Annotated in this window: 10 protein-coding genes; 8 read left to right on the plus strand and 2 right to left on the minus strand. The window is 70.9% G+C overall.

Annotated features, from left to right (window positions below):
• The first annotated feature begins 7 nt into the window (after positions 1-7).
• Complete coding sequence (locus tag LZ199_RS34355) at positions 8-964, plus strand: ketopantoate reductase family protein (RefSeq protein WP_253997988.1); 957 nt, start codon at positions 8-10, stop codon at positions 962-964.
• A 74-nt stretch (positions 965-1,038) separates the two neighbouring features.
• The gene (locus tag LZ199_RS34360) at positions 1,039-1,785 is read left to right on the plus strand and encodes a hypothetical protein (protein WP_253997989.1); all 747 of its coding nucleotides are present in this window, start codon (positions 1,039-1,041) and stop codon (positions 1,783-1,785) included.
• Here LZ199_RS34360 and LZ199_RS34365 read toward each other — a convergent pair.
• The gene (locus tag LZ199_RS34365) at positions 1,774-2,793 is read right to left on the minus strand and encodes an Lnb N-terminal periplasmic domain-containing protein (protein WP_253997990.1); all 1,020 of its coding nucleotides are present in this window, start codon (positions 2,791-2,793) and stop codon (positions 1,774-1,776) included. The genes LZ199_RS34360 and LZ199_RS34365 overlap by 12 nt on opposite strands.
• Positions 2,794-2,970: 177 nt before the next feature.
• On the opposite strand from LZ199_RS34365, the gene LZ199_RS34370 reads away from it, so the two are divergent.
• Positions 2,971-4,617: a cyclic peptide export ABC transporter gene (locus LZ199_RS34370; protein ID WP_253997991.1), complete on the plus strand. Its 1,647-nt coding sequence runs from the start codon at positions 2,971-2,973 to the stop codon at positions 4,615-4,617.
• A gap of 199 nt (positions 4,618-4,816) precedes the next feature.
• Positions 4,817-5,890, plus strand: coding sequence for a 4-hydroxyphenylpyruvate dioxygenase (hppD, locus tag LZ199_RS34375; protein ID WP_253997992.1), 1,074 nt, complete (start codon positions 4,817-4,819; stop codon positions 5,888-5,890).
• Positions 5,891-5,919: 29 nt separating this feature from the next.
• On the opposite strand, the gene LZ199_RS34380 is transcribed toward hppD, so the two are convergent.
• Entirely contained in the window at positions 5,920-7,272 is a 1,353-nt protein-coding gene (locus LZ199_RS34380; RefSeq protein ID WP_253997993.1) for a cytochrome P450, read from the minus strand.
• A gap of 378 nt (positions 7,273-7,650) precedes the next feature.
• On the opposite strand from LZ199_RS34380, the gene LZ199_RS34385 reads away from it, so the two are divergent.
• The 4 genes from LZ199_RS34385 to LZ199_RS34400 are packed head-to-tail and all read left to right on the plus strand — an operon-like array spanning position 7,651 to position 24,739.
• On the plus strand, positions 7,651-14,124 hold the full coding sequence (locus tag LZ199_RS34385; RefSeq protein ID WP_253997994.1) for a MupA/Atu3671 family FMN-dependent luciferase-like monooxygenase: 6,474 nt from the start codon (positions 7,651-7,653) through the stop codon (positions 14,122-14,124).
• Positions 14,125-14,131: 7 nt separating this feature from the next.
• Positions 14,132-18,694, plus strand: a complete 4,563-nt coding sequence (locus tag LZ199_RS34390; RefSeq protein ID WP_253997995.1) for a type I polyketide synthase — start codon at positions 14,132-14,134, stop codon at positions 18,692-18,694.
• On the plus strand, positions 18,687-23,408 hold the full coding sequence (locus tag LZ199_RS34395) for a type I polyketide synthase (RefSeq protein WP_407667279.1): 4,722 nt from the start codon (positions 18,687-18,689) through the stop codon (positions 23,406-23,408). Before LZ199_RS34390 ends, LZ199_RS34395 begins: the two co-directional genes overlap by 8 nt.
• Positions 23,409-23,446: 38 nt before the next feature.
• On the plus strand, positions 23,447-24,739 hold the full coding sequence (locus tag LZ199_RS34400) for a glycosyltransferase (protein ID WP_253997996.1): 1,293 nt from the start codon (positions 23,447-23,449) through the stop codon (positions 24,737-24,739).
• Positions 24,740-24,748: the final 9 nt, after the last annotated feature.

The following is a 24,748-nucleotide window of genomic DNA, read 5'->3' on the forward strand; positions in this document are numbered from 1 at the left end:
GCGAGCCATGCGATTCGCCATCGTCGGTTCGGGTGGAGTGGGCGGCTATTACGGCGCGAGGTTGGTGCGCGCGGGCCATGAGGTGGGCTTCCTCGCGAGAGGTTCGCACCTGAAGGCCATGCGGGACAAAGGCCTCACCATCCTCAGCCAGGAGGGAGACTTCACCGTCCCCGTCCGCGCCGAGGAGGACGCCGCGCGGCTGGGGCCGGTGGACGTGGTGGTGCTGGCGGTGAAGAACTACGACGTCGCCAGCGTGCTGCCCCAGGTGAAGACGCTGCTCGCCGCGTCGGAGCGGCCCGCGCTCGGAGGCTCCAGCGCGGCGGTCGTCACGCTCCAGAACGGCGTGGACAGCCCCTCCGAGGTGGCCGCCGCCGTGGGAGAGCCCGTCGTCATCGGCGGGACGACGTACATCTCCACCGCCATCACCGAGCCCGGCGTCATCCGCCAGGCGGGCACGCTGCACCGGGTGGTGCTGGGGGAGACCTTCGGGGACCTCTCGCAAGTGTCCTCGCGCGTCCAGGCGCTGCGAGACGTGCTCGCGCAGGCGGGCCTCAACGCGGAGGCGGTGGCCGACATCCGCGCGCCCCTCTGGGAGAAGCTCGCCTTCCTCGCCGCCATGGCCGGCTTCTGTACCGCGGCGCGCTCCTCGATTGGCCCCTTGAGGGAGGCCCCCTTCTTCCGGGACGTCTTCCGCGAGGCCGTCGCCGAGGTGCTCCGCGTCGCCGCCGCCGAGGGCGTCTCCACCCCCACGCGTCCCGACGACGTGGTGCGCTTCATGGAGGCGATGGCCCCGGAGATCCGCCCGTCGATGATGGTGGACTTCGACGCGGGCAAGCCGCTGGAGGTCGAATACCTCCAGGGAACGGTGGCGCGACGTGGCCACGCGCTCGGCGTCCCCACCCCCGTCATGAGCACCCTGTACTCCGTCCTCCTGCCCCACGCGCGCGGCTCGCGGCAGGGCTGAGCCTGGCTGACCACCCGCCAAGCGGGCCGAACATCCGACGCAATCGCCCGCCGGAATTCGCATAGAGATGAGTGATGAGCGAGCCGAGCCCCCGTCCCACGCCGAGCCCTCCGTCGTCCGCGCCCCTGGGGCGCGTGGCGCTGCACGCCGTCGCCTCCGGGTTGACGCCGCTCATCCCCGTCCCCTTCCTGGATGACTACGCCCTCTTCCAGGTGCGGGAGCAGCTGGTCCGCTCGCTGCTGGAAGAGCGCGGACTGCGCGCGCCGAACCAGGCCGTGGAGGCGCTCGCGGGCTCCAGCCTGGGTCGCACGATGGGCGGCCGGCTGGTCGGCTACCTCAAGGGGATGATGCTCCTGCCCGTGAAGAAGCTCTTCCGGAAGATCTTCTTCGTCCTCTGGGTGAAGGACTGCGTGGACGTGGCCTCCGTGTCGCTGCACCACGGCTACCTGCTCCACCACGCGCTGGAGCGCGGAGACCTGGATGCGCTGAGCCTCCAGGGCGACAAACCCCAGGCCATCCACGCGGCCATCGTCGCGGCCTGCGCGGAGGTGGACGCCCGGCCCGTCAACCAGGCCCTGCGGCGCCTCTTCGCGAGCAGCCGGTTGCTGGTGGCCGAGGCCACGCGCGTGTTCCTCAACCCGAAGAACGCGGGCCCGCGCACGCCCGAGCCGGGTGAGAGCGCGGAGGTGAAGTCGCTGGCGGACCGGCTGCTTTCCCTGCTGTGGGAGGAGCGCGGCTACTTCGCGACGCTGGAGGCGCACTACGTCCGCCACCTGGAGGCCGGGCCGGCCCCCGTCCTGAAAGCCGCCTCAGGGAGCTGAGTCCACCGCGCGCGCGTCCGTCTGGCGGATGCGCTGCGAGAAGTCCGGCTGGTTCGCCGCCGCCAGCGCGCGCGGGTTGATGCGGTGCCGCGCACGCACCACGTCCAGGGGCGCGTCCGTTTCAATCAGGCCCAGCTCGTACGCCAGCGCGTCCGAGAACGCCGGCAAGAGCGTGCGGTGGTCATACGGCACCTTCAGCGCGCTCACCTTCTCGAAGTGGCTCACCAGGTTGGTGGTGCAGTTGTTGGTGAGCGAGTTGTAGAACTCCGGCTTCGCGTGCAGCGCGTTCATCCGCGCCACCATGTCCAGGAAGAAGTCGGAGATGCGCTCCTTTGATGCGCTCACCGGGTAGAGGTACACCTCGTCGTGCCGGTGGTTGGAGCGCAGCTGCACGAGGTCTCTCTCGTCGCCCACGACATAGACGAGCTCGAACTGGCGGAAGAGGCCTCCCACGGCGGAGAACGACTCCCCCTTCTCGCGGCGCACCTCCACGGAGAAGACGAGGTAGCGGCCATCCGAGAAGCCGAAGCTCACCATGGTGTGCGCGGCGCCGTAGAAGCCGGAGAAGGGCTCGACGATGAACCACGCCCCCGTCAGCTCGCGCGCGTCATACGTGGCCGTGTACCAGGAGGCATCCCAGTCCGTGGTGCTCCGGTAGCGGAAGTCGCGCACGTCGTGAATCGTCACCTTGGGGCCCTCCACGTCCGCGCGAGCCACCCGGACCAGGTCCGGCGCCCAGTCCCGCTCCGTCGAAGGCGCCTTGGAATAGGCCCAGACGTGAAGGCCCCCGCACACAGCGAGCACCACGGCCACCGCGCCCAGGCGAGAGCCGAACCGCCGCCAGACAACGAGGGCCACGGCCGCCACGGCCAGCGCACCCGACGCCCTGAGGAGGTGCGCGCCTTCGGGCCCCGCCCCCGTCAAGGCGAGCGCGAGCCCGACCCAGGCGGTCCCCCCGAGGAGCACCAGGGCGGTCAACACGTCGGGGACGAAGGAGGGCAGTCGCATATCCCCCCAGTATTCCGTGGCCCAGGCCCGCCCGCCAAGGGTGCCGGTATCCTGTCTCGCCTGGCACCACGATAACCCGATAAGCAGCCTGTCCCCGGGTATCACTTCGCGCGGCAATGACGTATGAGAGCGGCGAGGGCCCGATTCTCAGGTCCCTCCGGGTCTCCGGGAGCCGTCGTGTCATTGCTCGCCCTGCTCTTCCAGAAGTCCAAACTCCCCATCATCCTCGCGGCGCTCCTGGGCATCCTCACGGGTGCGTGCAGCGCGGCGCTCGTCGCGGTGATGAACCAGACGCTGACGTCCCGGACGGTGGCGGAAGCGATGCCGCTGATGCCCTGGTTCATCGGCCTGGCGGTGGCGGTGCTGGTGCTGCGCATCGTGTCTCAGATGCAGCTCAGCTCCATGCAGCAGGTGGCGCTGCTGGACCTGCGGCTGTCGCTGTGCCGGCGCATGCTGGCCGCGCCGCTGCGGAAGCTGGAGGATGCCGGCTCGCACAAGCTGCTGGCCGCGCTGACGGAGGACATCGCCGTCATCAACAGCACCATCTCCGTCATCCCCGGCGTCATCATCTGCCTGGCGACGCTCGTGGGCTGCCTCGTCTACCTGGCGTGGCTGTCCGGGCCGCTCCTGATGATGATCCTCGGGGTCATCGCGGTGGTGATGGCGAGCGTCGCCATTCCGAACCGCTACGCGTATTCGCAGTTCTTCAAGCGGCGAGAGAGCCACGACGCCCTGTACTCCAACTTCAGGACGCTCATCGACGGCGCCAAGGAGCTGCAGCTCCACCACGCGCGCAGCGAGGACTTCTTCGCCAAGGAGCTCAAGCCGACGGCCGAGGAGGTCTCCCGCGTCTCCCTGTCGACCAACAACCTCTTCATCGTCACCGGGAGCTGGGGCGGCTTCATGGTGATGGCCGTCATCGCCGTCATCCTCTTCGGCGTGCCCCGGTTCCAGACGGTGGAGATGTCCACGCTGGCCGCGTACGCGCTGGTGGTGCTGTATCTGCAACAGCCGCTCGACGGCCTGCTGAATCAGTGGCCGGCCCTGTCTCGCAGCCACGTAGCGATGAAGAAGCTGGAGAAGCTGGGCCTGTCGCTGGAGGACCCGGAGCCCCCCGCCGCGGATGGCGCGGTGCCGACGAAGTTCGAGCGAATCGAGCTGGTGGACGTCACCCACACCTACTACCGCGAGCAGGACGGCGCGAGCTTCACGCTGGGCCCCATCAACACGACGATGCACCGGGGCCAGCTCGTCTTCCTCGTAGGCGGCAACGGCAGCGGCAAGACGACGCTGGCCAAGCTGTTCACCGGGCTGTACGCGCCGGAGAAGGGCGAGCTGCGCGTGGATGGCCTCCCCATCACCGCGTCCAACCGCCGCGCCTACCGGCAGCTCTTCTCCTCCGTCTTCTTCGACTTCCACCTCTTCGAGCGCATGCTCGGCCTGGACCACCCCGGGCTCGAAGAGAAGGCGCGCGGCTACCTGTCCCGGCTCCAGTTGGAGCGCAAGGTGAAGGTGGAGGACGGCAAGCTGTCCACCGTGTCGCTCTCGCAGGGACAGCGCAAGCGCCTGGCCCTGCTAACGTCGTTCCTGGAGGACCGCCCCATCTACGTCTTCGACGAGTGGGCCGCGGACCAGGACCCCATCTTCCGTGAGCTGTTCTACCGGGAGATGCTCCCCGCGCTGAAGAACCAGGGGAAGCTCGTCTTCGTCATCAGCCACGATGACCGCTACTTCCACCTGGCCGACCACCTGCTCAAGCTCGAGTCAGGGCAGCTCGTCTCCACGCAAGACGCCGCACCCGCGCCCACCGCCGCATTGGCGTGAGCACCCGGTGATACATCGCCCCACGTGCTGTCTCGCCGTGAGCACCGGGTGATACAGCGACCGACACCTCTCGGGAATGTCTCACTGAGAGGTCTACGGCGGCAATCCGTGATAATGGTTGTTGCAACGGTATCAACGTCTGGCGCTCCCATCGGGCTGGCCTGGAATGGCCCTGCCCTCTTGAATCGAGGTCCTCCGAGTGGAGCTCACGCGCGTGGAGCATGCCGAGCTGTTCGTGGGCGATGCGGCGCTCTCCGCCTATTTCTTCTGTCACGCGCTCGGCTTCCGGATGGTGGCCAGCGGTGGACCGGAGACGGGGTTGGCGGGCCGTCGCTCCTTCGTGCTCGAGCAGGGTGACGCGCGGCTCGTCGTCACGTCCGCGCTGGGCTCCGACGGCGAGGTGGCCGCGTACGTGCGGACTCACGGCGATGGCGTGCGTGACATCGCGCTGGGGACGCCCGACGTGCACACGGCCTTTCGCGAGGCGGTGAGCCGGGGCGCGCGGGTGGTGTCGGAGCCGTCCGTGCACGAAGCCGACGGCCAGCGCGTGGTGAAGGCCACCATCGCCGGGCCGGGCACGTGGGTGCACTCGTTCATCCAGCGCGATACCCCGTCGGGCGAGTTCCTTCCGGGGACGTACCTGCCGGTGGACGCGGGGCCCTCGGGTGGCGCTGCGCTGTTCTCCGGCGTGGACCACTTCGCCTTCGCCCTGGAGCGGGGCCGGCTGCTCGACACGGTGGGCTTCTACGTGGACGTGCTCGGCTTCGCGCAGACCCACCAGGAGGACGTGCGCACCGAGTACAGCGGCATGAGCTCCCGCGTGGTGCAGGCCGCGGAGGGCCGGGTGTGCTTCCCGCTGCAGGAGCCCGTCTCCGGCGCGCGACGCGGCCAGCTCGAGGACTTCGTTGATGCGCACGGCGGCGCGGGCGTGCAGCACCTGGCCTTCCTCGCGGACGACATCACCCGCGCGGCGGACGGGCTCACCCAGCGCGGCGTGAGGCTGCTCGACGCGCCCCGGGGGTACTACGAAGGGCTGGAGACCCGCCTGGGCTCGCTGGGCCCGTTCCGGCGGGAGCTGCTCCAGGAGCGCAACATCCTGATGGACCGGGACGCGTGGGGCGTGCTGTTGCAGGTCTTCACCCGCTCCCAGCACGCGCGGCGCACCCTCTTCTTCGAGGTCATCCAGCGGCAGCAGGCCCGGGGCTTCGGAGGCGCCAACATCCAGGCGCTCTACGCGGCGAAGGAGCAGGACGCGACGCGCGCGGCGGGCTGAATCTCGCCCGCCGCGGGCAGGACGTCACGTCACTTCCGGGGCTCCAGCGTCATCGGCAGGCCGCCGTGGGGCAGGAGGGAGATGCCGGGATAGATGTTCACCTTCCGCCCGGGAATGGCGCGCAGGTGGTAGCGCTGGGAGACCATCGCCAGCACGAGCGCGCCGAACATCAGCGACAGGTTGTTGCCGATGCAGATGTGCTGGCCCGCGCCGAACGGCAGGTAGGCGAACTTGTGGCGCGCGCCGCGCGGCTCGGGGGCGAAGCGGTCCGGGTCGAACTTCTCCGGCGACGGCCAGAACTCCGGGTGCCGGTGCAGCACGTAGGGGATGGCCATGACCACCGAGCCCGGCGCCACGGGATAGCCGCCCAGCGTGTCCGCCTCCTTGGCCACGCGCGGCAGGCGCCAGGCCGTGGGATACAGGCGGAGCGTCTCCTCGAACACCTGGGTGGCGTAGCGCAGGCGCGGCAGGTCCTCCAGCGTCGGCGCCCTTCCCCCGAGCACCGCCGCGCTCTCCGACGCCAGCCTGTCGGCGATTTCGGGATGGGTCGACAGGAGGTGCCACGCCCACGCCAGCGCGGCTCCCGGGCCCTCGTTGCCGGAGAAGAGGTTCATGAACTCGTCACGAAGCTCCTTGTCCGTCATGCCCTCGCCGGTGTCGCGGTCCTTCGCGGCCACCAGCATGGACATGATGTCGTCCTCGGGGCCGCCTTCCTTGCGCCGGGCGATGACCTCCTTCGCCTTGCGGTTGAGCTGGCGCAGCGTGGCGAAGAAGTCCGCCCACTTCTTCTTGTAGATGGGCAGCCGCTCCAGCTTCAGGAGCCGGTACAGCAACGAGCCGCGGTCGTTCATCGTCCACATCATCCGACGGATGGCCTCCGCCAGCGGCTCGTCGGGCTCCTCGGAGTACAGCGCCCGCGTCGTCATCCGCAGCGAGAGCACCCCCATCTCCTCCGCGATGTCGAACCTCCGCCCCGGCGTGTTCGCCGCCTCCCAGTGGTTCAGCTTGCGCTGGAGGAGGTCCACCATGCCCGCAAGCAGACCGGTCAGCCGCTCCCTGTGGAAGGCGGGCTGCACGAGCCTCCGCTGCCGCCTCCAGTAATTCCCCTCGCTCACGAAGAGCCCGTTGCCCAGGAAGGGGTCGTCCACCAGCTCCGGCTTCGAGTAGTTGGGGGCGTTCTCCGTGAGGAAGTACCGGACGTGGTCCGGATGACTCACCATGTAGGTCGCGTGGGCGCCCAACCGGAAGCGGACCACGTCGCCGTGCGCCCGGAAACCATCGACGAAGAGACCCAGCGGGTCGGTCTCATGTCGCAGGATGTTGCCCCAGATGGGAAGCCCCCGGGGACCCGGGGGGTACGACGAAACTTGAGTCGAAGCCATGCCGTCTCGCGAGCGAAGCGCACCAGTTTATCAGAAGTGCATGACCCCCTGACAAACCAAGGAGTTAGCGCCGTTCGAGGCTGACTAGACATTCCAGATAAAACAAGGGATGAAGCCAGAGGGCATGCTTCACCTCCGACCTAATTTTCCTCGTTCACGGCTCCCGGTACCGGTGCCGTGCCCCCGTGCGGTGGCGGGCTCCTCGCGGCAGACCGGGGGGAGCTCCGTGGCTGCGCCCCTCGCGAGGCGGATTGTCGAATCCGCCCGCTGTTGAGGGTCGAGGACTTCACCAGCCAACTGGACTGAAGCGGTCCCAGGAGCGGCCTACTCCTCGGGCCCGCGGAACCAACTTCGCGAGCCGTCCGCCTGGGAGCAGGGATGAAACAGCGCAACGAGCCGTCACCGGGTGACTTTCCCCACCTCGTGGATCTGCTGTGCCACCGCGCGCAGACACAGGGTGATTCGCTGCTGTATCGCTTCCTGGAGTCGGGCGACGTCGACGGCCCCATCGAGGAGTGGAGCTACGCGCGGCTGGACACGCGCGCCAGGGCGCTGGGCGCGCTCCTGAGGGCCTCCGGGGCCCAGGGACAGCGTGCGCTGCTGCTGTATGCGCCCGGCATGGAATTCGTCGCGGGCTTCATGGGCTGTCTCTACGGCGGCGTGGTGGCCGTGCCGTGTTACCCGCCAGATCCCACGCGCCTGGAGCGCACCCTGCCCCGCCTGCGCGCCATCGCCCAGGACTGCGGCGCGCGCTACGTGCTCACCAGCAGCTTCATCCTGGAGATGTCGGAGCTGTTCACGCCCCAGGCGCCGGAGCTGGCGGAGCTGAAGTGGCTGGCCAGTGACGCGGTGCCGGAGGCTCAGGCCGCGGAGTGGCGCCGCCCGGAATTGGAGGGCGGCACGCTGGCGTTCCTCCAGTACACGTCAGGCTCTACCGGTAATCCCAAGGGGGTGATGGTGAGCCACGCCAACATCCTCCACAACGAGGCACTCATCTCCCGAGGCTTCGGGCTGGATGCGTCGCGCTCGTCGGGGATGGGCTGGCTGCCCATGTTCCACGACATGGGGCTCATCGGAAAAGTGCTGCAGCCGATGTACCTCGGCTTCCCCTGCACGCTGATGTCGCCCATCTCCTTCCTGCAGCGCCCGCTGCGGTGGCTGGAGGCCATCTCCCACTTCCAGGCGACGTGCAGCGGCGGGCCCAACTTCGCCTACGACTTGTGCGTGAGGAAGGCGACCGACGAGGACCGGGCGAAGCTGAAGCTGGGGAGCTGGGAGCTGGCCTTCAACGGCGCGGAGCCGGTGCGGCGCGAGACGCTGGAGCGCTTCGCGGACGCCTTCGCCCCGTGTGGATTCAAGAGCACTTCGTTCTACCCCTGCTACGGCCTGGCGGAGGCCACGCTCATCGTCACGGGCGGCACGCAGGGCGAGCCCTTCGTGCACGGGCGATTCACCGCGGAGGCGCTGGAGCAGGGCCGCGCGGAGGCCCCGACCGAGGCCACCGACAACGCGCGCGTGCGCACGCTGGTGGGCGCGGGAATCAGCGCCCCGGACCAGCGGGTTCTGATCGTCCATCCCGAGACGCGCGAGCCGCTGGGCGCGAATGCCGTGGGCGAGGTGTGGGTGTCGGGTCCGAGCGTGGCGCAAGGGTACTGGTCTCGACCCGAGGAGACGGCCCACGCCTTCGGGGCGCGGCTGGCCTCGGGCGAGGGTCCGTTCCTGCGCACCGGAGACCTGGCCTTCCTGTCGCCCGAAGGGCAGCTCTTCGTCACCGGCCGGCTCAAGGACCTGCTCATCATCCGGGGTCGCAACCTGTACCCCCAGGATTTGGAGCTGGAGGCGGAGCGCGCGCACCGCGCCATTCGCGCCGGCTGCTGCGCGGCCTTCAGCGTGGACGTGGAGGGCGAGGAGAAGCTGGTGCTCGCGGCCGAGGTGGACATGCGCGACGGCTTCGACGCGTCGGCTGTCGTCGCCGCCGTGCGCCGTGCGTTCGCCGAGCAGCACGCGGTCCACGCGCATGGCGTGGTGCTGCTCGCGGCGCGCAGCATTCCCAAGACGTCCAGCGGGAAGATTCAGCGTCGGGCGACGAAGGCGGCCTATCTGGCGGGTGAGCTGGAGGTCGTCGAGGCCTCCGTGACGGAGCCCGAGGCGATTGAAGTGCCCTCGACGCCGACGCGCCCCCTCAAGGAGACGCTCGCGCTGGCGGCCGAGTCGGAGCGCGCCGCGCACGTCCAGGACTACCTGCGCCACGCCGTGGCGCGCACGCTGCGCATGGACGCCGCGAAGCTGCCGGGCCACACGGAGCTGGCGAGCCTGGGACTCGACTCGCTGATGGTGCTGGAGCTGCATGGCCAGCTGGAGTCCGAGCTGGGCGTGGCGCTGCCCGCGGCCTTCCTCTGGATGAGCCCGACGCTGGACGCCGCCGCCGCGAAGCTGCTGGAGGCGTGGCAGGGCATCCGGCCGGAGACGGCGCTCGTCGCGCCGCCGCTGAGCGCGGGGCCTCGCGAGGGTGAGCTGCCCCTGTCTTCAGGCCAGCTGCGCCTGTGGTTCCTGGACCGGCTGGTGCCGGACAGCGCGCTCTACAACCTCCACTTCCAGCTCCGGCTCACCGGCCCCCTGGACGCGGAGGCCCTGGGACGCAGCCTGGACGCGCTGCTGGCGCGGCACCCCACGCTGAGCGCGGGCTTCCCCGAAGTGGACGGACAGCCGCGCCTGGTGACGCGCGCGCCCGCGCCGCTGGCGCTTCCCCGCTTCGACCTGCGCGCGCTGGAGTCCGAGGCCCGCGCCGCGGAGCTGCGGCGGCTGTCGCTGGAGCAGTCGCGCGAGCCCTTCCGCCTGTCGGAGGGCCCCTCCGTGCGCGCCTCGCTGGTGGTCCTGGGTGAGCAGGAGCACGTGCTGCTGATGACCCAGCACCACATCGCCACGGATGGCTGGTCCATCGGCGTGCTGGCGCGCGAATTGGCGGCGCTGTACCGGGCGCAGGTCTCCGGAGCGAGCGCCGAGCTGCCGCTCCCCGCCCTCCAGTACACGGACTTCGCGCGGTGGCAGCAGGGCCTGGGCGCGCGGCTCGACGGGCAGCGGGCGTATTGGGGCAAGCAGCTCGCGGGCCTGTCTCGCCTGGAGCTGCCCACCGACTTCCCGCGTCCCCGCGAGCCGGGCTTCCAGGGCGCGCTGCACCGGCTCACGCTGGAGCGTCCGCTGGTGGAGTCGCTGCGTGCGCTGGGGCGTCGCGAGGGCTGCACGCTCTTCGTCACGCTGACGGCGGCGTGGACGGCGCTCCTGCACCGCTACAGCGGCCAGGAAGACTTCGGCGTGGGCACCGTGGTGGCGAACCGCGAGCGCCCCGAGCTGCGGGACGTGGTGGGCTTCTTCGCCCATACGCTCGTGCTGCGGGCCAATGTCGCGGGGCAGCCGACCTTCCGCGAGCTGCTGGCGCGGACGCGGCAGACCTTCCACGAGGCGCTGTCCCACGCGGACCTCCCCTTCGAGGAGGTCGTCGGCGCGGCGCGGGCGCCTCGCGGTGGCGCGGACAACCCGCTGTTCCAGACGGCGCTGTTGCTGGAGGCGCTGCCTCCCACGGACCTGACGGTGCCGGGCATGCAGTGGCAGCCGGTGTTGCCGGTGCCGGATGGCGCGGTGGAGGGCACGTCGAAGTTCGACCTCCAGCTGTCACTCGCGGAGACGGCGGACGGCCTCACGGGCGCGCTCGAGTACCGCACGGACCTCTTCTCGGCCACCACCGTGGCGCGCCTGGCGAGGCACCTGGAGACGCTGCTGCGCGCGGCCGTGGACGCGTCCGAGACCCGGGTGGAGGACCTGGCCCTGCTCGACGCCGTGGAGACGCGGCGGCTGCTGGTGGACTGGAACGAGCTGACGCCCTCGGCGCCCGAGGACGCGGCGGCGTGCATCCACGCGCAGTTCCGCGCCCAGGCGGCGAAGACGCCCGACGCAGTGGCCGTGGTGGGTGACGACGGAGAGCTCACCTACGCGGAGCTGGACGCGCGCTCCAACGCGCTGGCGTGGCATCTGCGGACGCTGGGCGTGGGGCCCGAGGTGCGGGTGGGCCTGTGCCTGGAGCGCTCGGCGGCCATGGTCGTCGCGATGATGGGCGTGCTCAAGGCGGGCGGCGCCTACGTGCCGCTGGACCCGGACTATCCCCGCGAGCGCCTGGCGTACATGCTGGAGGACTCCGGCGCGGCCGTGCTGCTCACGGAGACGCACCTGGAGGGCACCGTGCCCGCGGGTCGCGCTCGCATCGTCCCGCTGGAGAGCGTGGCGCTGACGGCTGGCGCGGGGCGCGATGCGCCTCCCCCTTCCGGGATGGGCCCGACGAACCTCGCGTACGTCATCTACACGTCCGGCTCCACGGGGCGCCCCAAGGGCGTGATGGTGCCCCATGGCGGCGTGGCCAACTTCTTCACCGCGATGGACGCGCGCATCGGCGACCAGCCCGCGGGCGCGTGGCTGGCTGTCACCAGCATCTCCTTCGACATCTCCGTGCTGGAGCTGCTGTGGACGCTCACGCGCGGCTTCAAGGTCGTGGTGCAGGGCGACGGCGCGTCCATCAAGGCGCCCGCCCGGGCCTCAGCGGCGAAGCGCAAGCCGATGGAGATGAGCCTCTTCTACTTCGCGGATGACGCGGAGGCGACGTCGGGAGACCGCTACCGGCTGCTGCTGGAGGGCGCGAAGTTCGCGGACCGCCATGGCTTCGCGGCGGTGTGGACGCCGGAGCGCCACTTCCACGCCTTCGGCGGGCTGTACCCCAGTCCCTCCGTCGCGGGCGCCGCCATCGCCGCGGTGACGGAGCGCGTGGCCATCCGCGCCGGCAGCGTCGTGCTGCCCCTGCACCACCCGGTCCGCGTGGCCGAGGAGTGGGCGCTGGTGGACAACATCTCCCGGGGCCGCGTGGGCATCTCCGTCGCCTCCGGCTGGCATGCGAATGACTTCGTCTTCGCGCCCGAGCGCTACGAGAAGCGCCGCGAGCTGATGCTGGAGGGCCTGGAGACGGTGCGCCGGCTCTGGCGCGGTGAGACGCTGCGCATGACGGGCGGCGCGGGCGCGCAGGTGGACGTGACGCTGCGGCCCCGCCCGGTGCAGAAGGAGCTGCCGGTGTGGCTCACGGCGGCGGGCAACCCGGAGACGTTCCTCACCGCGGGCAAGCTGGGCTGCCACGTCCTCACCCACCTGTTGGGTCAGACGTGGGAGGACCTGGAGAAGAAGCTGGTCCTCTACCGCGACGCCTGGCGCGCGGCGGGGCACGCGGGTGACGGCCACGTCACGCTGATGCTCCACACCTTCATCGGCGAGGACGCCGCCCAGGTGCGCTCGGTGGTGGAGAAGCCCTTCCGCGACTACCTGCGCAGCTCCGCGGACCTGATGCGAGGCCTGGGGCAGACGCTGGGCGTGGACCTGAACACCGCCACCGAGGCGGATCTGGATCGACTGGCGGCGCAGGCGTTCGAGCGTTACTTCGAGACGAGCGGCTTGTTCGGCACCCCGCGCTCCGTGCGCGAGCAGATGGAGCGGCTGCGCTCGCTGGGCGTGGACGAGGTGGGGTGCCTCATCGACTTCGGAATCCCCGCGGACACCGTGCTGGCCAGCCTCCCCCTGCTCCTCGAGGTGAAGCTCCAGGCGGACCGCGAGGGCCGTCGCTCCGGCACCGCGCGCTCCATTCCGCTCAACCTGCGCGAGCACGCCGTCACGCACCTGCAATGCACGCCGTCGCTGGCGCGCGCGCTGATGGCCGAGCCCGAGTCCTCCGAGGCGGTGGGCGGGCTGCGCCGGCTGATGGTCGGCGGCGAGGCCCTCCCCTCCTCCCTCGGCGCCTCGCTGCGGCAGGTGCTGGGCGAGGGCTCGCGGCTGCTCAACATGTACGGCCCCACGGAGACGACCATCTGGTCGTCCACGCACGACGTGCGCGACGAGTCCGCGCCGGTGGTCTCCATCGGCACGCCGTTCCTGAGGACGCAGTTCTACCTGCTCGACGCGCGGATGCGCCCGGTGCCGGTGGGCGTGCCTGGGGAGCTGTTCATCGGTGGCGCGGGCGTGGTGCGCGGCTACCTGGCGCGTCCGGAGCTGACGGCGGAGCGCTTCCTGCCGGACCCGTTCGCTCGCGAGCCGGGTGCGCGGCTGTACCGCACGGGTGACAGGGCGCGCTGGCGCGAAGACGGCACGGTGGAGTTCCTGGGCCGCGTGGACCACCAGCTCAAGGTGCGTGGCTTCCGCATCGAGGCGGGTGAAATCGAGGCGGTGCTCAGCGCCAGGCCGGAGGTGCGCGAGGCCGTCGTCGTGGCCCGCGAGGACACGCCGGGCGACGTGCGGCTGGTGGCCTACGTGGTGCAGCGGGACGGACACGCCATCGACGCGGCGGCGCTGCGCGACGCGGTGGCGCAGCGGCTGCCCGAGCACATGGTGCCGTCGCTGGTGGTGGAGCTGCCGGCGCTGCCCCTCACGCCCAACGGCAAGGTGGACCGCAAGGCCCTGCCCGCGCCCACGGCGACGCGGGCCTCGCGCGCGGCCTTCGTGGCGCCGCAGGGTCAGCTGGAGCAGCAGATCTCCGACATCTGGAAGGAAGTGCTCAAGGTCGAGCAGGTCGGCGTGAACGACAACTTCTTCGACCTGGGCGGGCACTCGCTGCTGATGGTGCAGGTGCACACCCGACTCAAGGCGGTGCTCGGTGGGGAGCTGCCGCTGCTCAAGCTGTTGGAACATCCCACCGTCAGCGCGCTCGCGCGGTTCGTGCGTCAGGGGACTCCGGCCGGGGCTTCATCGGTGGAGACGGCGCAAGACCGGGCGAAGCGGCAGCTGGAGAGTCTGAAGCGGCAGCAGCAACGGGCACGGAAACAGGGGTAGGACCATCATGGGGCAACAGCGGGAGTACCAGGGGGACGTGGGGCTGGCGGTGGCCATCGTCGGCATGGCCGTGCGCGTTCCTGGTGCCGAGGACGTGGACGCGTTCTGGCGCCTGCTGCGCGAAGGCGTGGAAGGCATCACCTTCTTCTCCGACGACGCGCTCAAGTCCCTGGGTGTCGACCCGGCGTTCCTGGCCAATCCCCACTTCGTCCGCGCGGCGCCGGTGCTGGAGCGACCGGCCCGCTTCGACGCGGGCTTCTTCGGCTACGCCCCGCGCGAGGCGGAGCTGTTGGACCCCCAGCACCGCGTCTTCCTGGAGTGTGTCTGGAAGGCGCTGGAGCACGCGGGCTACGCGCCGGGGCGCATCCCCGGAACGACGGGCCTCTACGCGGGCTCCAGCCTCAGCAGCTACCTGCTCTTCAACCTGCTCTCGCGCGCGGAGTTCCAGCAGGCCGAGGACACCTTCCCGGCCATGGTGGCCAACGACAAGGACTTCCTCGCCACGCGCGTGGCCTACCACCTGGACTTCAAGGGCCCGGCGTTGACGGTGCAGACGGGCTGCTCCACGTCGCTGGTGGCCACGCACCTCGCCTGCCAGTCTCTGCTGGGCTACCAGTGTGACGTGGCGCTCGCGGGTGGCGTGTCCGTGCACGTGCCGCAGCGCACCGGCTACCACTACCAGGAAGGTGGCATCACCTCTCCGGACGGCCACTGCCGCGCGTTCGACGCGAAGGGCCAGGGCACGCTCTTCGGCAGCGGCGCGGGCGTGGTGGTGCTCAAGCGCCTGGAGGATGCGCTCAACGACGGCGACACCATCCACGCCGTCATCCGCGCGTCCGCCATCAACAACGACGGCGCGATGAAGGTCGGCTTCACCGCGCCCGGCGTGGAGGGCCAGGTGGAGGTCATCGCCCGGGCCCAGGCCATCGCGGAGGTGGCGCCGGACTCCATCGGCTACGTGGAGGCTCACGGTACGGCCACGCCGCTCGGCGACCCCATCGAAGTGCAGGCGCTCGACACCGTGTTCCGCGCCGGCACCGACAAGCGGGGGTTCTGCGGGCTCGGCTCGGTGAAGACGAACGTGGGCCACCTGGACGCGGCGGCGGGCGTGACGGGGCTGGTGAAGACGGTGCTCTCGCTGGAGCACGCGGAGCTGCCGCCCAGCCTGAACTACGAGACGCCCAACCCGCGCATCGACTTCGCCAACAGCCCCTTCTACGTCAACACCGCGCTCAAGCCCTGGCCCGAGAGCGCCACGCCGCGCCGCGCGGGCGTCAGCTCGTTCGGCATCGGCGGCACCAACGCACACGTCATCCTGGAGGAAGCGCCGTTCGTCCGGCCGGGTGACTCGGCGCGCGCGTGGCAGCTTTTGGTGCTCTCCGCGCGGACGCAGACGGCGCTGGAGAAGCAGACCACCTTCCTGCTGGAGCACTTGAAGACGCACCCCGAGCAGTCGCTCGCGGACGTCGCCTGGACGCTGCAGATGGGCCGCAAGGCGCTGGACCTCCGGCGCGTGCTGGTGTGCCGCGACAGGGACGACGCCGTGCGCGTGCTGGAGACCCGGGACCCGCAGCGGCTGTTCACGCTCGCGCCCGGCTCCGCCACGACGTCGGCGGTCTTCATGTTCCCCGGTGGCGGCGCGCAGTACCCGGACATGGGCCGGGGCCTCTATGACGCGGAGCCCGCGTTCCGCGAAGCCGTGGACCGGTGCTTCGCGCTTCTGCGCCCCCGACTGGGCTTCGACCTGAAGCCCGTCATGTACCCGGACGCGGCCAGCGCGGCGACCGCGAGCCAGCGCCTCAAGCGGACGTCGGTGGCGCTGCCCGCGCTGTTCACCGTCGAGTACGCCCTGGCGCGCCTCTGGGAGTCTTGGGGCGTGAAGCCCGAGGCCGTCATCGGCCACAGCCTGGGTGAGTACACGGCGGCCTGCCTCGCGGGCGTGTTCTCGCTGGAGGACGCGCTGGCGCTGGTGGTGCTGCGCGGCAAGCTCTTCGAGGAGCTGCCCGGTGGCGGCATGCTCAGCGTGCCCCTGCCGGAGTCGGAGGTGCGGCCCCTGCTCGGGGAGACGCTGTCCCTGGCGGCGGTGAACGGGCCCTCGCAGTGCGCGGTCGCCGGCACGGTGGAGGCCGTCGAGGCCCTCGCGGCCGAGCTCACACGCCGCGAGGTGGAGTTCCGTCACATCCCCATCGACGTGGCGGCGCACTCGCATCTGGTGGCGCCGATTCTCGCGCGCTTCCAGGAGTTCATCGGAACGCTCCAGCTCAGCGCGCCCACCCTGCCGTTGATGTCCAACGTCACCGGCACGTGGATGACGCCCGAGGAGGCGACGGACCCGGCGTACTGGACGCGCCACCTGCGCCAGACGGTGCGCTTTGGCGACGGCATCCGCACGCTGGCGGGAGTTCCCCACCGCGTGTACCTGGAGGTCGGCCCCGGCCGCACGCTGAGCACGCTGGCGCGACTCCAGCTCACCGGCCCGCAGGCGCCTCCCGTCCTCCCCTCGCTGCGCCACCCACAGGACCCGGTGCCCGACGAGGAGCTGCTCACCGCCACGCTCGGCAAGCTCTGGGCGGCGGGAATCGACATCGACTGGAACGGCGTGCGCCGCGACAAGCGACGCCTGCGCGTGCCCCTGCCCACCTATCCCTTCGAGGGACAGGACTACTGGCTCGCGCCGGAAGCGCCTTCCACTCAGCGCCGCGGTGCCGCGCGCAAGACGACGGACGTGGGCGGCTGGTTCTACGTGCCTTCGTGGAAGCGCGCGCCGCTGCCCCTGCCCCGAGCGGGTGCCAGCACGGTGCGCGACTGGGTCGTGTTCCTGGATGCGGGCGGCGTGGGCGAAACCCTGGCCGGGCGACTGGAGAGCGCGGGCCACCGCGTCGCGCGCGTGTCACGCGGTGCTCGGCTGCAGGAGCTGGGCGAGCACCACTTCAGCCTGGACCCCGCGGACGCGAACGAGCCCGCGTTCCTGCTGCTGGCCCTGAAGTCGAAGGACTTCAAGGTGGAGCGCATCGTCCACCTGTGGGGCCTGGACGGGCTCGACGGCGCGGAGCACGCGTCGGCCGAGGCTCGCTTCGACCAACTGCAGGAGCGCGGCTTCCATCCCCTGCTGCGGCTGACGCGGGCGCTGGCGGAGGAGTCGCTGCCCGGCCCCGTGGAGCTGACCGTGGTGGGACGCGGGGCGTTTGACGTGGAGAGCACGGACGAGGTCAGCCCCGAGCTCGCCCCGCTGCCCGCGCTGTGCAAGGTGATTCCCCAGGAGCACGACACCCTGTCCTGCCGCTACGTGGACCTGGGCTACGGCGGCGTGTTCACGGAGGCGAGCGCCCTGCTGCGCGAGCTCACCTCCGACACCCGGGAGCCCATCGTCGCCTGGCGCGGGACGCACCGGCTGACGCAGACGCATGAGCCGCTGCGGCTGGAGCAGGACACCGTGGCGGAGCAGCCCTTCAAGGCGCGCGGCGTGTACCTCATCACCGGTGGCCTGGGTGGCGTGGGCCTGCTGCTCGCGCGGCACCTGGCGAGCGCTCATCAAGCCCGGCTCATCCTGGTGAGCCGTGCCGGGTTGGAAGTGGACCCGGGCGGACACAAGCAGCGCGCGGTGAGGGAGTTGGAAGCGGCGGGCGCGGAGGTGCTGGTGGTCCGCGCGGACGTGGCGGACGAGTCGAAGCTGCGCATGGCCCTGGCGGAGGCGGACGTTCGCTTCGGCTCGGTGGACGGAGTGATTCACGCGGCGGGGCTCGCGGGTGAAGGCGCGGTGGCGCTGCTCTCCGGACTGGACGCCGCGGCCTGCGCGCCTCACTTCCGGGCGAAGGTCCATGGCACCTACGCGCTGGAGCGCGCGCTGACGGGCCGGGCCCTCGACTTCGTGCTGCTGGTGTCCTCCAACGCAGCGGTGCTCGGAGGACTGGGGCTCGGAGCCTACGGCGCGGCGAATGCCTTCCTGGATGCCTTCGCCGTCTCGCGCTCGCGCGAGGGGTTGACGCGGTGGCTGAGCACCAACTGGGACGGCTGGCCCGGCGTGGACGAGGTGACGCGCGAGGTCCGCACGAGCATCGACGTGTTCGCCATGTCGCCGACCGAGGCGGTGGAAGCCTTCCGCCGCGTGGTGGAGTCCCCGCTGAGCGGACAGGTGGTGGTGTCCACCGGCGACCTCATCTCCCGCGTCGCGCGGTGGGTGCGGGCCGATGGCGCGGGGAAGCAAGCGGACGCGGCGGGTGGCGCGACGCATGAGCGGCCCCAGCTCGGCACCGAGTACGTAGCGCCGACGGATGACGTGGAGCTGGCGCTGGCGAAGGTGTGGCAGGAGCAGCTCGGACTGGCGCAACTGGGCATCCACGACAACTTCTTCGACCTCGGTGGCAACTCGCTGCTGTGGCTCAAGATTGTCGGGCGCCTGAAGCGGGAGCTGGGACGCGAAGTGCCCCTCACCTCCGTCTTCGAGGCCCCCACGGTGGCCGCGCTGGCGAAGCGACTGGGAGGACTGCCCGCCCCGGAGGAGTCCCCCACTTTCGAGACGAGTCAGAACCGGGGAGCCCAGCGCAGGGAGCGGCGCAGTCGCCGTGAGTGAAGCAGCGAAGGAGCGGATGGCCGTGGACGTGAAGCAGCCGGCAGACATCGACGACGCGGACCTCGCCATCATCGGCATGTCCGGGCGCTTTCCTGGCGCACGCGACACGGCGGAGTTCTGGGCGAACGTGCGCGGCGGCGTGGAGTCCATCCGCTTCTTCACCCCCGAGGAGTGCCGCGCGGCGGGAGTCCCCCAGGAACTGGTAGATGACCCCGACTACGTGCGCGCGGCGGCTGTGCTGCCGGAGCCCGAGTCCTTCGACGCCGCGTTCTTCGACATGCCTCCCCGCGAGGCGGAGCTGACGGACCCGCAGCACCGCGTCTTCCTGGAGGTCTGCTGGGAGGCGCTGGAGCACGCGGGCTACTCGCCGCGCGACTACCCGGGCGCCATCTCCGTGTACGGCGGTGCCACGCTCAACACGTACCTGCTGATGAACCTGGCGCGGAACCCTCGGGTGCTGGAGTCCGTGGAGCCCGTGCAGGTCAACATCGGCAACGGCACCGACTTCCTGGCCACCCGCGTCTCGTACAAGCTGAACCTCCGAGGCGCCAGCCACGCCGTGCAGAGCGCGTGCTCGACGTCGCTGGTGGCGGTGCACCTGGCCTGCCAGAGCCTGCTCAATGGCGAGTGCGACATGGCGCTCGCGGGTGGCTCCTCCGTCAACGTCAGCTTCTTCAACGGCTACCGGCACGCCGAGGGAGGCATGGCTTCCCCCGATGGTCGCTGCCGCCCCTTCGATGCGAAGGCCCGGGGCACGCTGTTCGGCAGCGGCGCGGGTGTCGTGTTGTTGAAGAAGCTGCGCAACGCCGTGCGGGATGGCGACACGGTGCACGCCGTCATCAAGGGCTCGGCCATCAACAACGATGGCGCGCTCAAGGCGGGCTACACCGCGCCGGGCATCGAGGGTCAGTCCCAGGTGGTGGCGGAGGCGCTCGCGGCGGCGGGACTGGACGCGGACTCCATCGGCTACGTGGAGGCCCACGGCACCGCGACGCCCTTGGGAGACCCTATCGAGGTGGAGGCGCTCACGCGCGCCTTCCGTGCCTCCACGCAGCGCCGGCGCTTCTGCGCCATCGGCTCCGTGAAGGGCAACGTGGGCCACCTGGATGCCGCCGCCGGAATCACCGGCCTCATCAAGACGGCGCTGGCCGTGAAGCACGGCGAGCTGCCGCCCAGCCTTCATTACGAGCGGCCCAACCCGGCCATCGACTTCGACGGCAGCCCCTTCTACGTCAACGCGACGCTCAAGCCCTGGCCCGGCGGCGCGCTGCCCCGGCGCGGTGGCGTCAGCTCCTTCGGCGTGGGCGGCACCAACGCGCACGTCGTGCTCGAGCAGACGCCTCGCACGCCCGACAGCGCGGCCGCTCGTCGCACGTGGCAGGTGTTGCCGCTGTCCGCGCGCACGTCCTCCGCGCTGGAGGCCAGCACCCGGCGCCTCGCCGAAGCCTTGAAGTCCTCGCCCGACGTGAAGCTCGCGGACGTGGCCTGGACGCTCCAGGCGGGACGTCAGCGTTTCTCGCAGCGACGCTTCCTGCTCGCGCGAAGCGTGGGCGACGCGGTGGAGGTGCTCTCCGAGGACGGGAATGCCCGCCTCCACACCGAGACCCAGGACGCGGTGGAGCGTCCGGTGGCGTTCCTCTTCTCGGGACAGGGCTCGCAGCACGTGGGCATGGGGCGCGCGCTGTATGACGCGGAGCCCGTCTTCCGCGTCGAAGTCGACCGGTGCGCGGAGCTGCTCAAGGCCCATCTGGGCGGCAGAGACTTGCGCGAGGTGATGTACCCGAAGTCGGGGGACCCGGCGGAGAACGAGAAGGCGCTGGCGCGGACGGAGTTCACCCAGCCCGCGCTGTTCGTCATCGAGTACGCCACCGCGCGACTCTGGATGTCCTGGGGCGTGAAGCCCGCGGCGATGCTGGGGCACAGCATTGGCGAGTACGTGGCCGCGTGCCTGGCGGGAGTCTTCTCGGTGGAGCACGCGCTCCAGTTGGTCGCCGCGCGCGGACGGCTGATGCAGTCGCTGCCCTCCGGCTCCATGCTGGCGGTGCCGCTGAGCGAGGACGAGGTCCGTCCGTACCTCGGAACCGAGCTGAGCCTCGCTGCGGTGAACGCGCCCATGCAGTGCGTCGCCTCCGGGCCGACGGAGGCCGTGGAGAAGCTGAAGCGCCAGCTCGAAGAGGCCGGCGTGCGCAGCCACGTGCTCGCCACGTCCCATGCCTTCCACTCGGCGATGATGGACCCCATCCTGGAGGCCTTCACGGCGCGCGCGGCGGCGGTGAGTCTTCGTCCGCCCACCCTGCCCTTCGTCTCCAACGTCACCGGGACGTGGATCACCACGGAGCAGGCGACGAGCCCCAAGTACTGGGCCCAGCACCTGCGCGGCGCGGTGCGCTTCGCGGATGGACTGCACGCGCTCCTCTCCGACCCGAAGCGCGTGGTGTTGGAGGTCGGTCCCGGGCAGGTGCTCAGCCGCCTCACGCGACGTTCTCCGGAAGTCACGGCGTCACGTCCGGTGCTCAGCTCGATGCCCTCCTCGCAGGACACCGTGGCCGTGGATGCGCCGCCGCTCGCGTACACGACGCTGGGCGGACTCTGGCAGGCCGGCGTCACCGTGGACTGGCGCGGCTTCCACGGCGAGGAGCGTCGCCACCGCATCCCCCTTCCGACCTATCCCTTCGAGCGCCTGCGCTACTGGGTGGAGCCGGACACGAAGCCTCAAGTCGAGGCCGCGCCTGTCACAAGCGAGACGCTCGGGCTGCCGCTCGCGCAGGCGCCGATGGAGCGATGGTTCCATGCGCCGTCGTGGAAGCGCGCGCCGCTGCCTCCGGGGCGCACCGCGAAGGCCGCGAACCAGCGCGTCTGGCTGGTCTTCGAGGATGAGTCCTCTCCCACCGAAGCGCTGCTGGCGCCCGAGCCCGGCGAGGAGCGGATGGTGCTCCGCGTGCGTCCGGGCGCGGGCTTCAGCCACTCCGGGGATATGAGCTACACCGTGGCGCCGGGCTCGCTGTCGGACCTGCGCGCACTGCTCACCGCGCTGCGGGACGCCGGCCGGCTGCCCGACGCCGTGTTGCACCTGTGGAGCCTCACCACTGACGCGCCCACGACCTTCGCGCAGGTCCAGGCGAGCGGCTACTTCACGCTCGTCGGCCTCGCGCGGGCCCTCGTCGAGCTGACGGCGGAGCGCCCTTGCACCGTCTGGGTGGTGTCCAACCACGTCCACGACGTCACCGGTGAAGAGTCACTCCGCGCCGACAAGGCCACGCTGCTCGGCCCCTGCCGGGTGATTCCGCAGGAGCATCCGTTCCTGCGCTTCCACCAGGTGGACGTGGTGACGACCCCGGAGGCGCGACTCTCCGCCACCACCCTCCAGGCGCTTCGTGCCGAGCTGCGCTCATTGCCCCGTGAGCCGGTGGTGTCGCTGCGCGGGCCGCACCGCTGGGTGCAGAGCCTGGAGCCCCTGCCGCTGCCCGACGCGCCGGCGCCGCATCCGAGTTCGCGTCCCGGCGGCGTGTATGTGCTCGTCCATGGCCTCGGCGGCCTGGGCGCGATGAACGGGCGCGCGCTGGCCAGCCTGTCTCCCGGAGCGAAGCTCGTGTGCATGGAGCCGCTCGGCTTTCCGTCACGCGACACCTGGGATGCGCACGTCGCCCGTCACGAAGAGAACGAGACGTGGACGCAGCGCATCCGCCGCGCGCGGCAGCTCGAGGCCCTGGGCGCGGAGGTGGTGGTGCTGCCCACCGACCTGACGCGGCAGGAGTCCCTGCGCGAAGCCATCGACACGACGGTGGCCCGCTTCGGCGCGCTCCATGGCGTGGTGCATGCGGCGTGGCTCCCCAAGGACCAGGTGGCGCGGCTCGTCTCGGAGACGGGGCCCGAGGAGAGCGCCTGGCACTTCGACCCGCGCGCGCGAGGCCTGGCGCTGCTGGATGCGGTGCTCGGAGACCGGGCGCTGGACTTCCGCGTGGTGGCGTCGTCCATCTCCGCGGTGCTCGGGGGCATGGCCACTGTCGCGCACACCGCCGCGAGCGCCTGGCAGGACGCCTTCGCCCAGGCCGCGTCGCACGAAGGACGGCGGTGGTTGAGCCTGGGCTGGGACGTGGTGAAGGTGGAGGACTACGGCGCGCACCCCGGTGCACGCGGTGAGGCGCTGGACCGACTGGCGCTCTCGCCCGAGCAAGGCGCCGAGGCCCTGAGCCGCGCGCTCGCGCATGCCACGGGCCCCTGGCTGGTGGTGTCCACCCACGACGTGGCCGCGCGGCTGTCCCCGGCGGCGCAAGCGCTCGGCACCGAGGACACGCGTGAGGAGCCCACGGCGCGTCCTCAGCATCCTCGGCCGTCGAACCTGCGCAGTGCCTACGTGGCGCCGACAACGGACATGGAGCGGACGCTCGCCGACCTGTGGCAGCAGACGCTGGGCGTCGCGCCCATCGGCATCCAGGACAACTTCTTCGAGCTGGGCGGTGACTCCCTCATCGCCGTGCAGCTCAGCGACCGGCTCAAGCGTCGGCTCAACGTCAGCGTTCCCGCGTCCAGCCTCTACGAGGGTGTCACCGTGAAGGCCCTGGCCGTGCTGCTCCAGCCTCCCGAGGCGGGACCGGGCTCCGCGAACAGCGAGGCCGACGAGCGCGAGTCCGCCGTGCAGCGCCGCAAGCAGAACCTCCAGCGTCAGCGCTCCCGTCGCCGCGCGGACGATGAAGAACCAGAGGAAGGCGACTGAGTCGTCGCGGCTCCTCTTCGACCTCCCCGCCCCCGCCCATGCGAGCCATCCTCACCAACTTCGGAACCCTCGGCGACATCCAGCCCTTCGTGGCGCTGGCGGTCGAGCTGAAGCGCCACGGACATCAACCCGTGCTCGCCGCCGCGCCGTCGTACCGCGCGCTCGCTCGACAGCATGACGTCGACTTCATTCCGGTGGGGCCCGACCTGCGGGAAGCCCAGAGCGGCATCACCCAGGCGATGATGGGAAGCCCTGATGTCGTGCACTCCGCCGGAGGCATGCTCCAGCTCTTCCAGCCACTCTTGGAGGCGCTGCCCCACATGTTCCAGGACCTGCGCGCCGCATGTCAGGGCGCGGACCTGCTCGTCAGCGGACGCGTCCAGCCCGTCGCGCGCATGGTGCATGACCTGACGCACCTGCCCTTCGTCACGGTGCTGGTGGAGCACAGCGGCAGCGGCGGTGGCAGCCCCGCCTTCCAGATGGCCGTGCGCGGACTGGTGAACCCCCTGCGCGAGGCCCATGGCCTTCCGCCGCTCGACAACCCGTTGGTGGACGGCCTGTCCCATCAACTGGTGCTCACCGCGCTGAGCCGCCACGTTCGGCCTCCCGCCGCGGACCTGCCCCCGCACCACCACACCGTCGGATACTGCCTTGTCGACGAGCCGGCATTCACGCCGGACGCGGAACTGGCCTCGTTCCTCGCCGAGGGCGAGCCGCCCGTCTGCATCACCTTCGGCAGCATGACGCACGCGGACCCGGCGGCGCTGACGGGCACGCTGGTGAACGCCACGGTGCGCGCGGGGCGACGGGCCCTCATCCAGCACGGATGGAGCGGCCTGGGCCAGCGCGCCCTCCCCCCGACGGTGCGGGCCCTGGGACAGGTGCCGCACTCCTGGCTCTTCTCGCGCGTGTCGTGCGTGGTGCACCACGGCGGAGCGGGCACCACGGGCGCGGCCTTCCGGGCGGGCGTCCCGCAGGTCGTGGTGCCGCACACGTATGACCAGTTCACCTGGGGCGAGGTCGTCCAGCAGCAGGGCTGCGGTGGCGCGGCGCTGCCGATTGGTGAGCTGAACGCGGAGCGGCTCGGAGACGCGTTGAGCGCGGTGCACGCTCGCGCGGACATCCAGGCGTCCGCGGCGCGGCTGGGAGAACAGCTCCGCGCGGAGCACGGAACGATGAAGGCGCGTCAGCTCCTCGAGGACCTGGTCCGACGAGTGGGGCTGGCCACGGACTCGAAGGTCGAGGACGAGGCGGACGCGGAAGACGAGGGGCGGCAACAGCGTCGCAAGTCGGCGCTGAAGCAGCAACGGGCGAGGAAGGTCGAAACTTGAGCGGGACTT

It is taken from the genome of Myxococcus qinghaiensis (genome assembly GCF_024198215.1).
GTDB lineage: Bacteria > Myxococcota > Myxococcia > Myxococcales > Myxococcaceae > Myxococcus > Myxococcus qinghaiensis.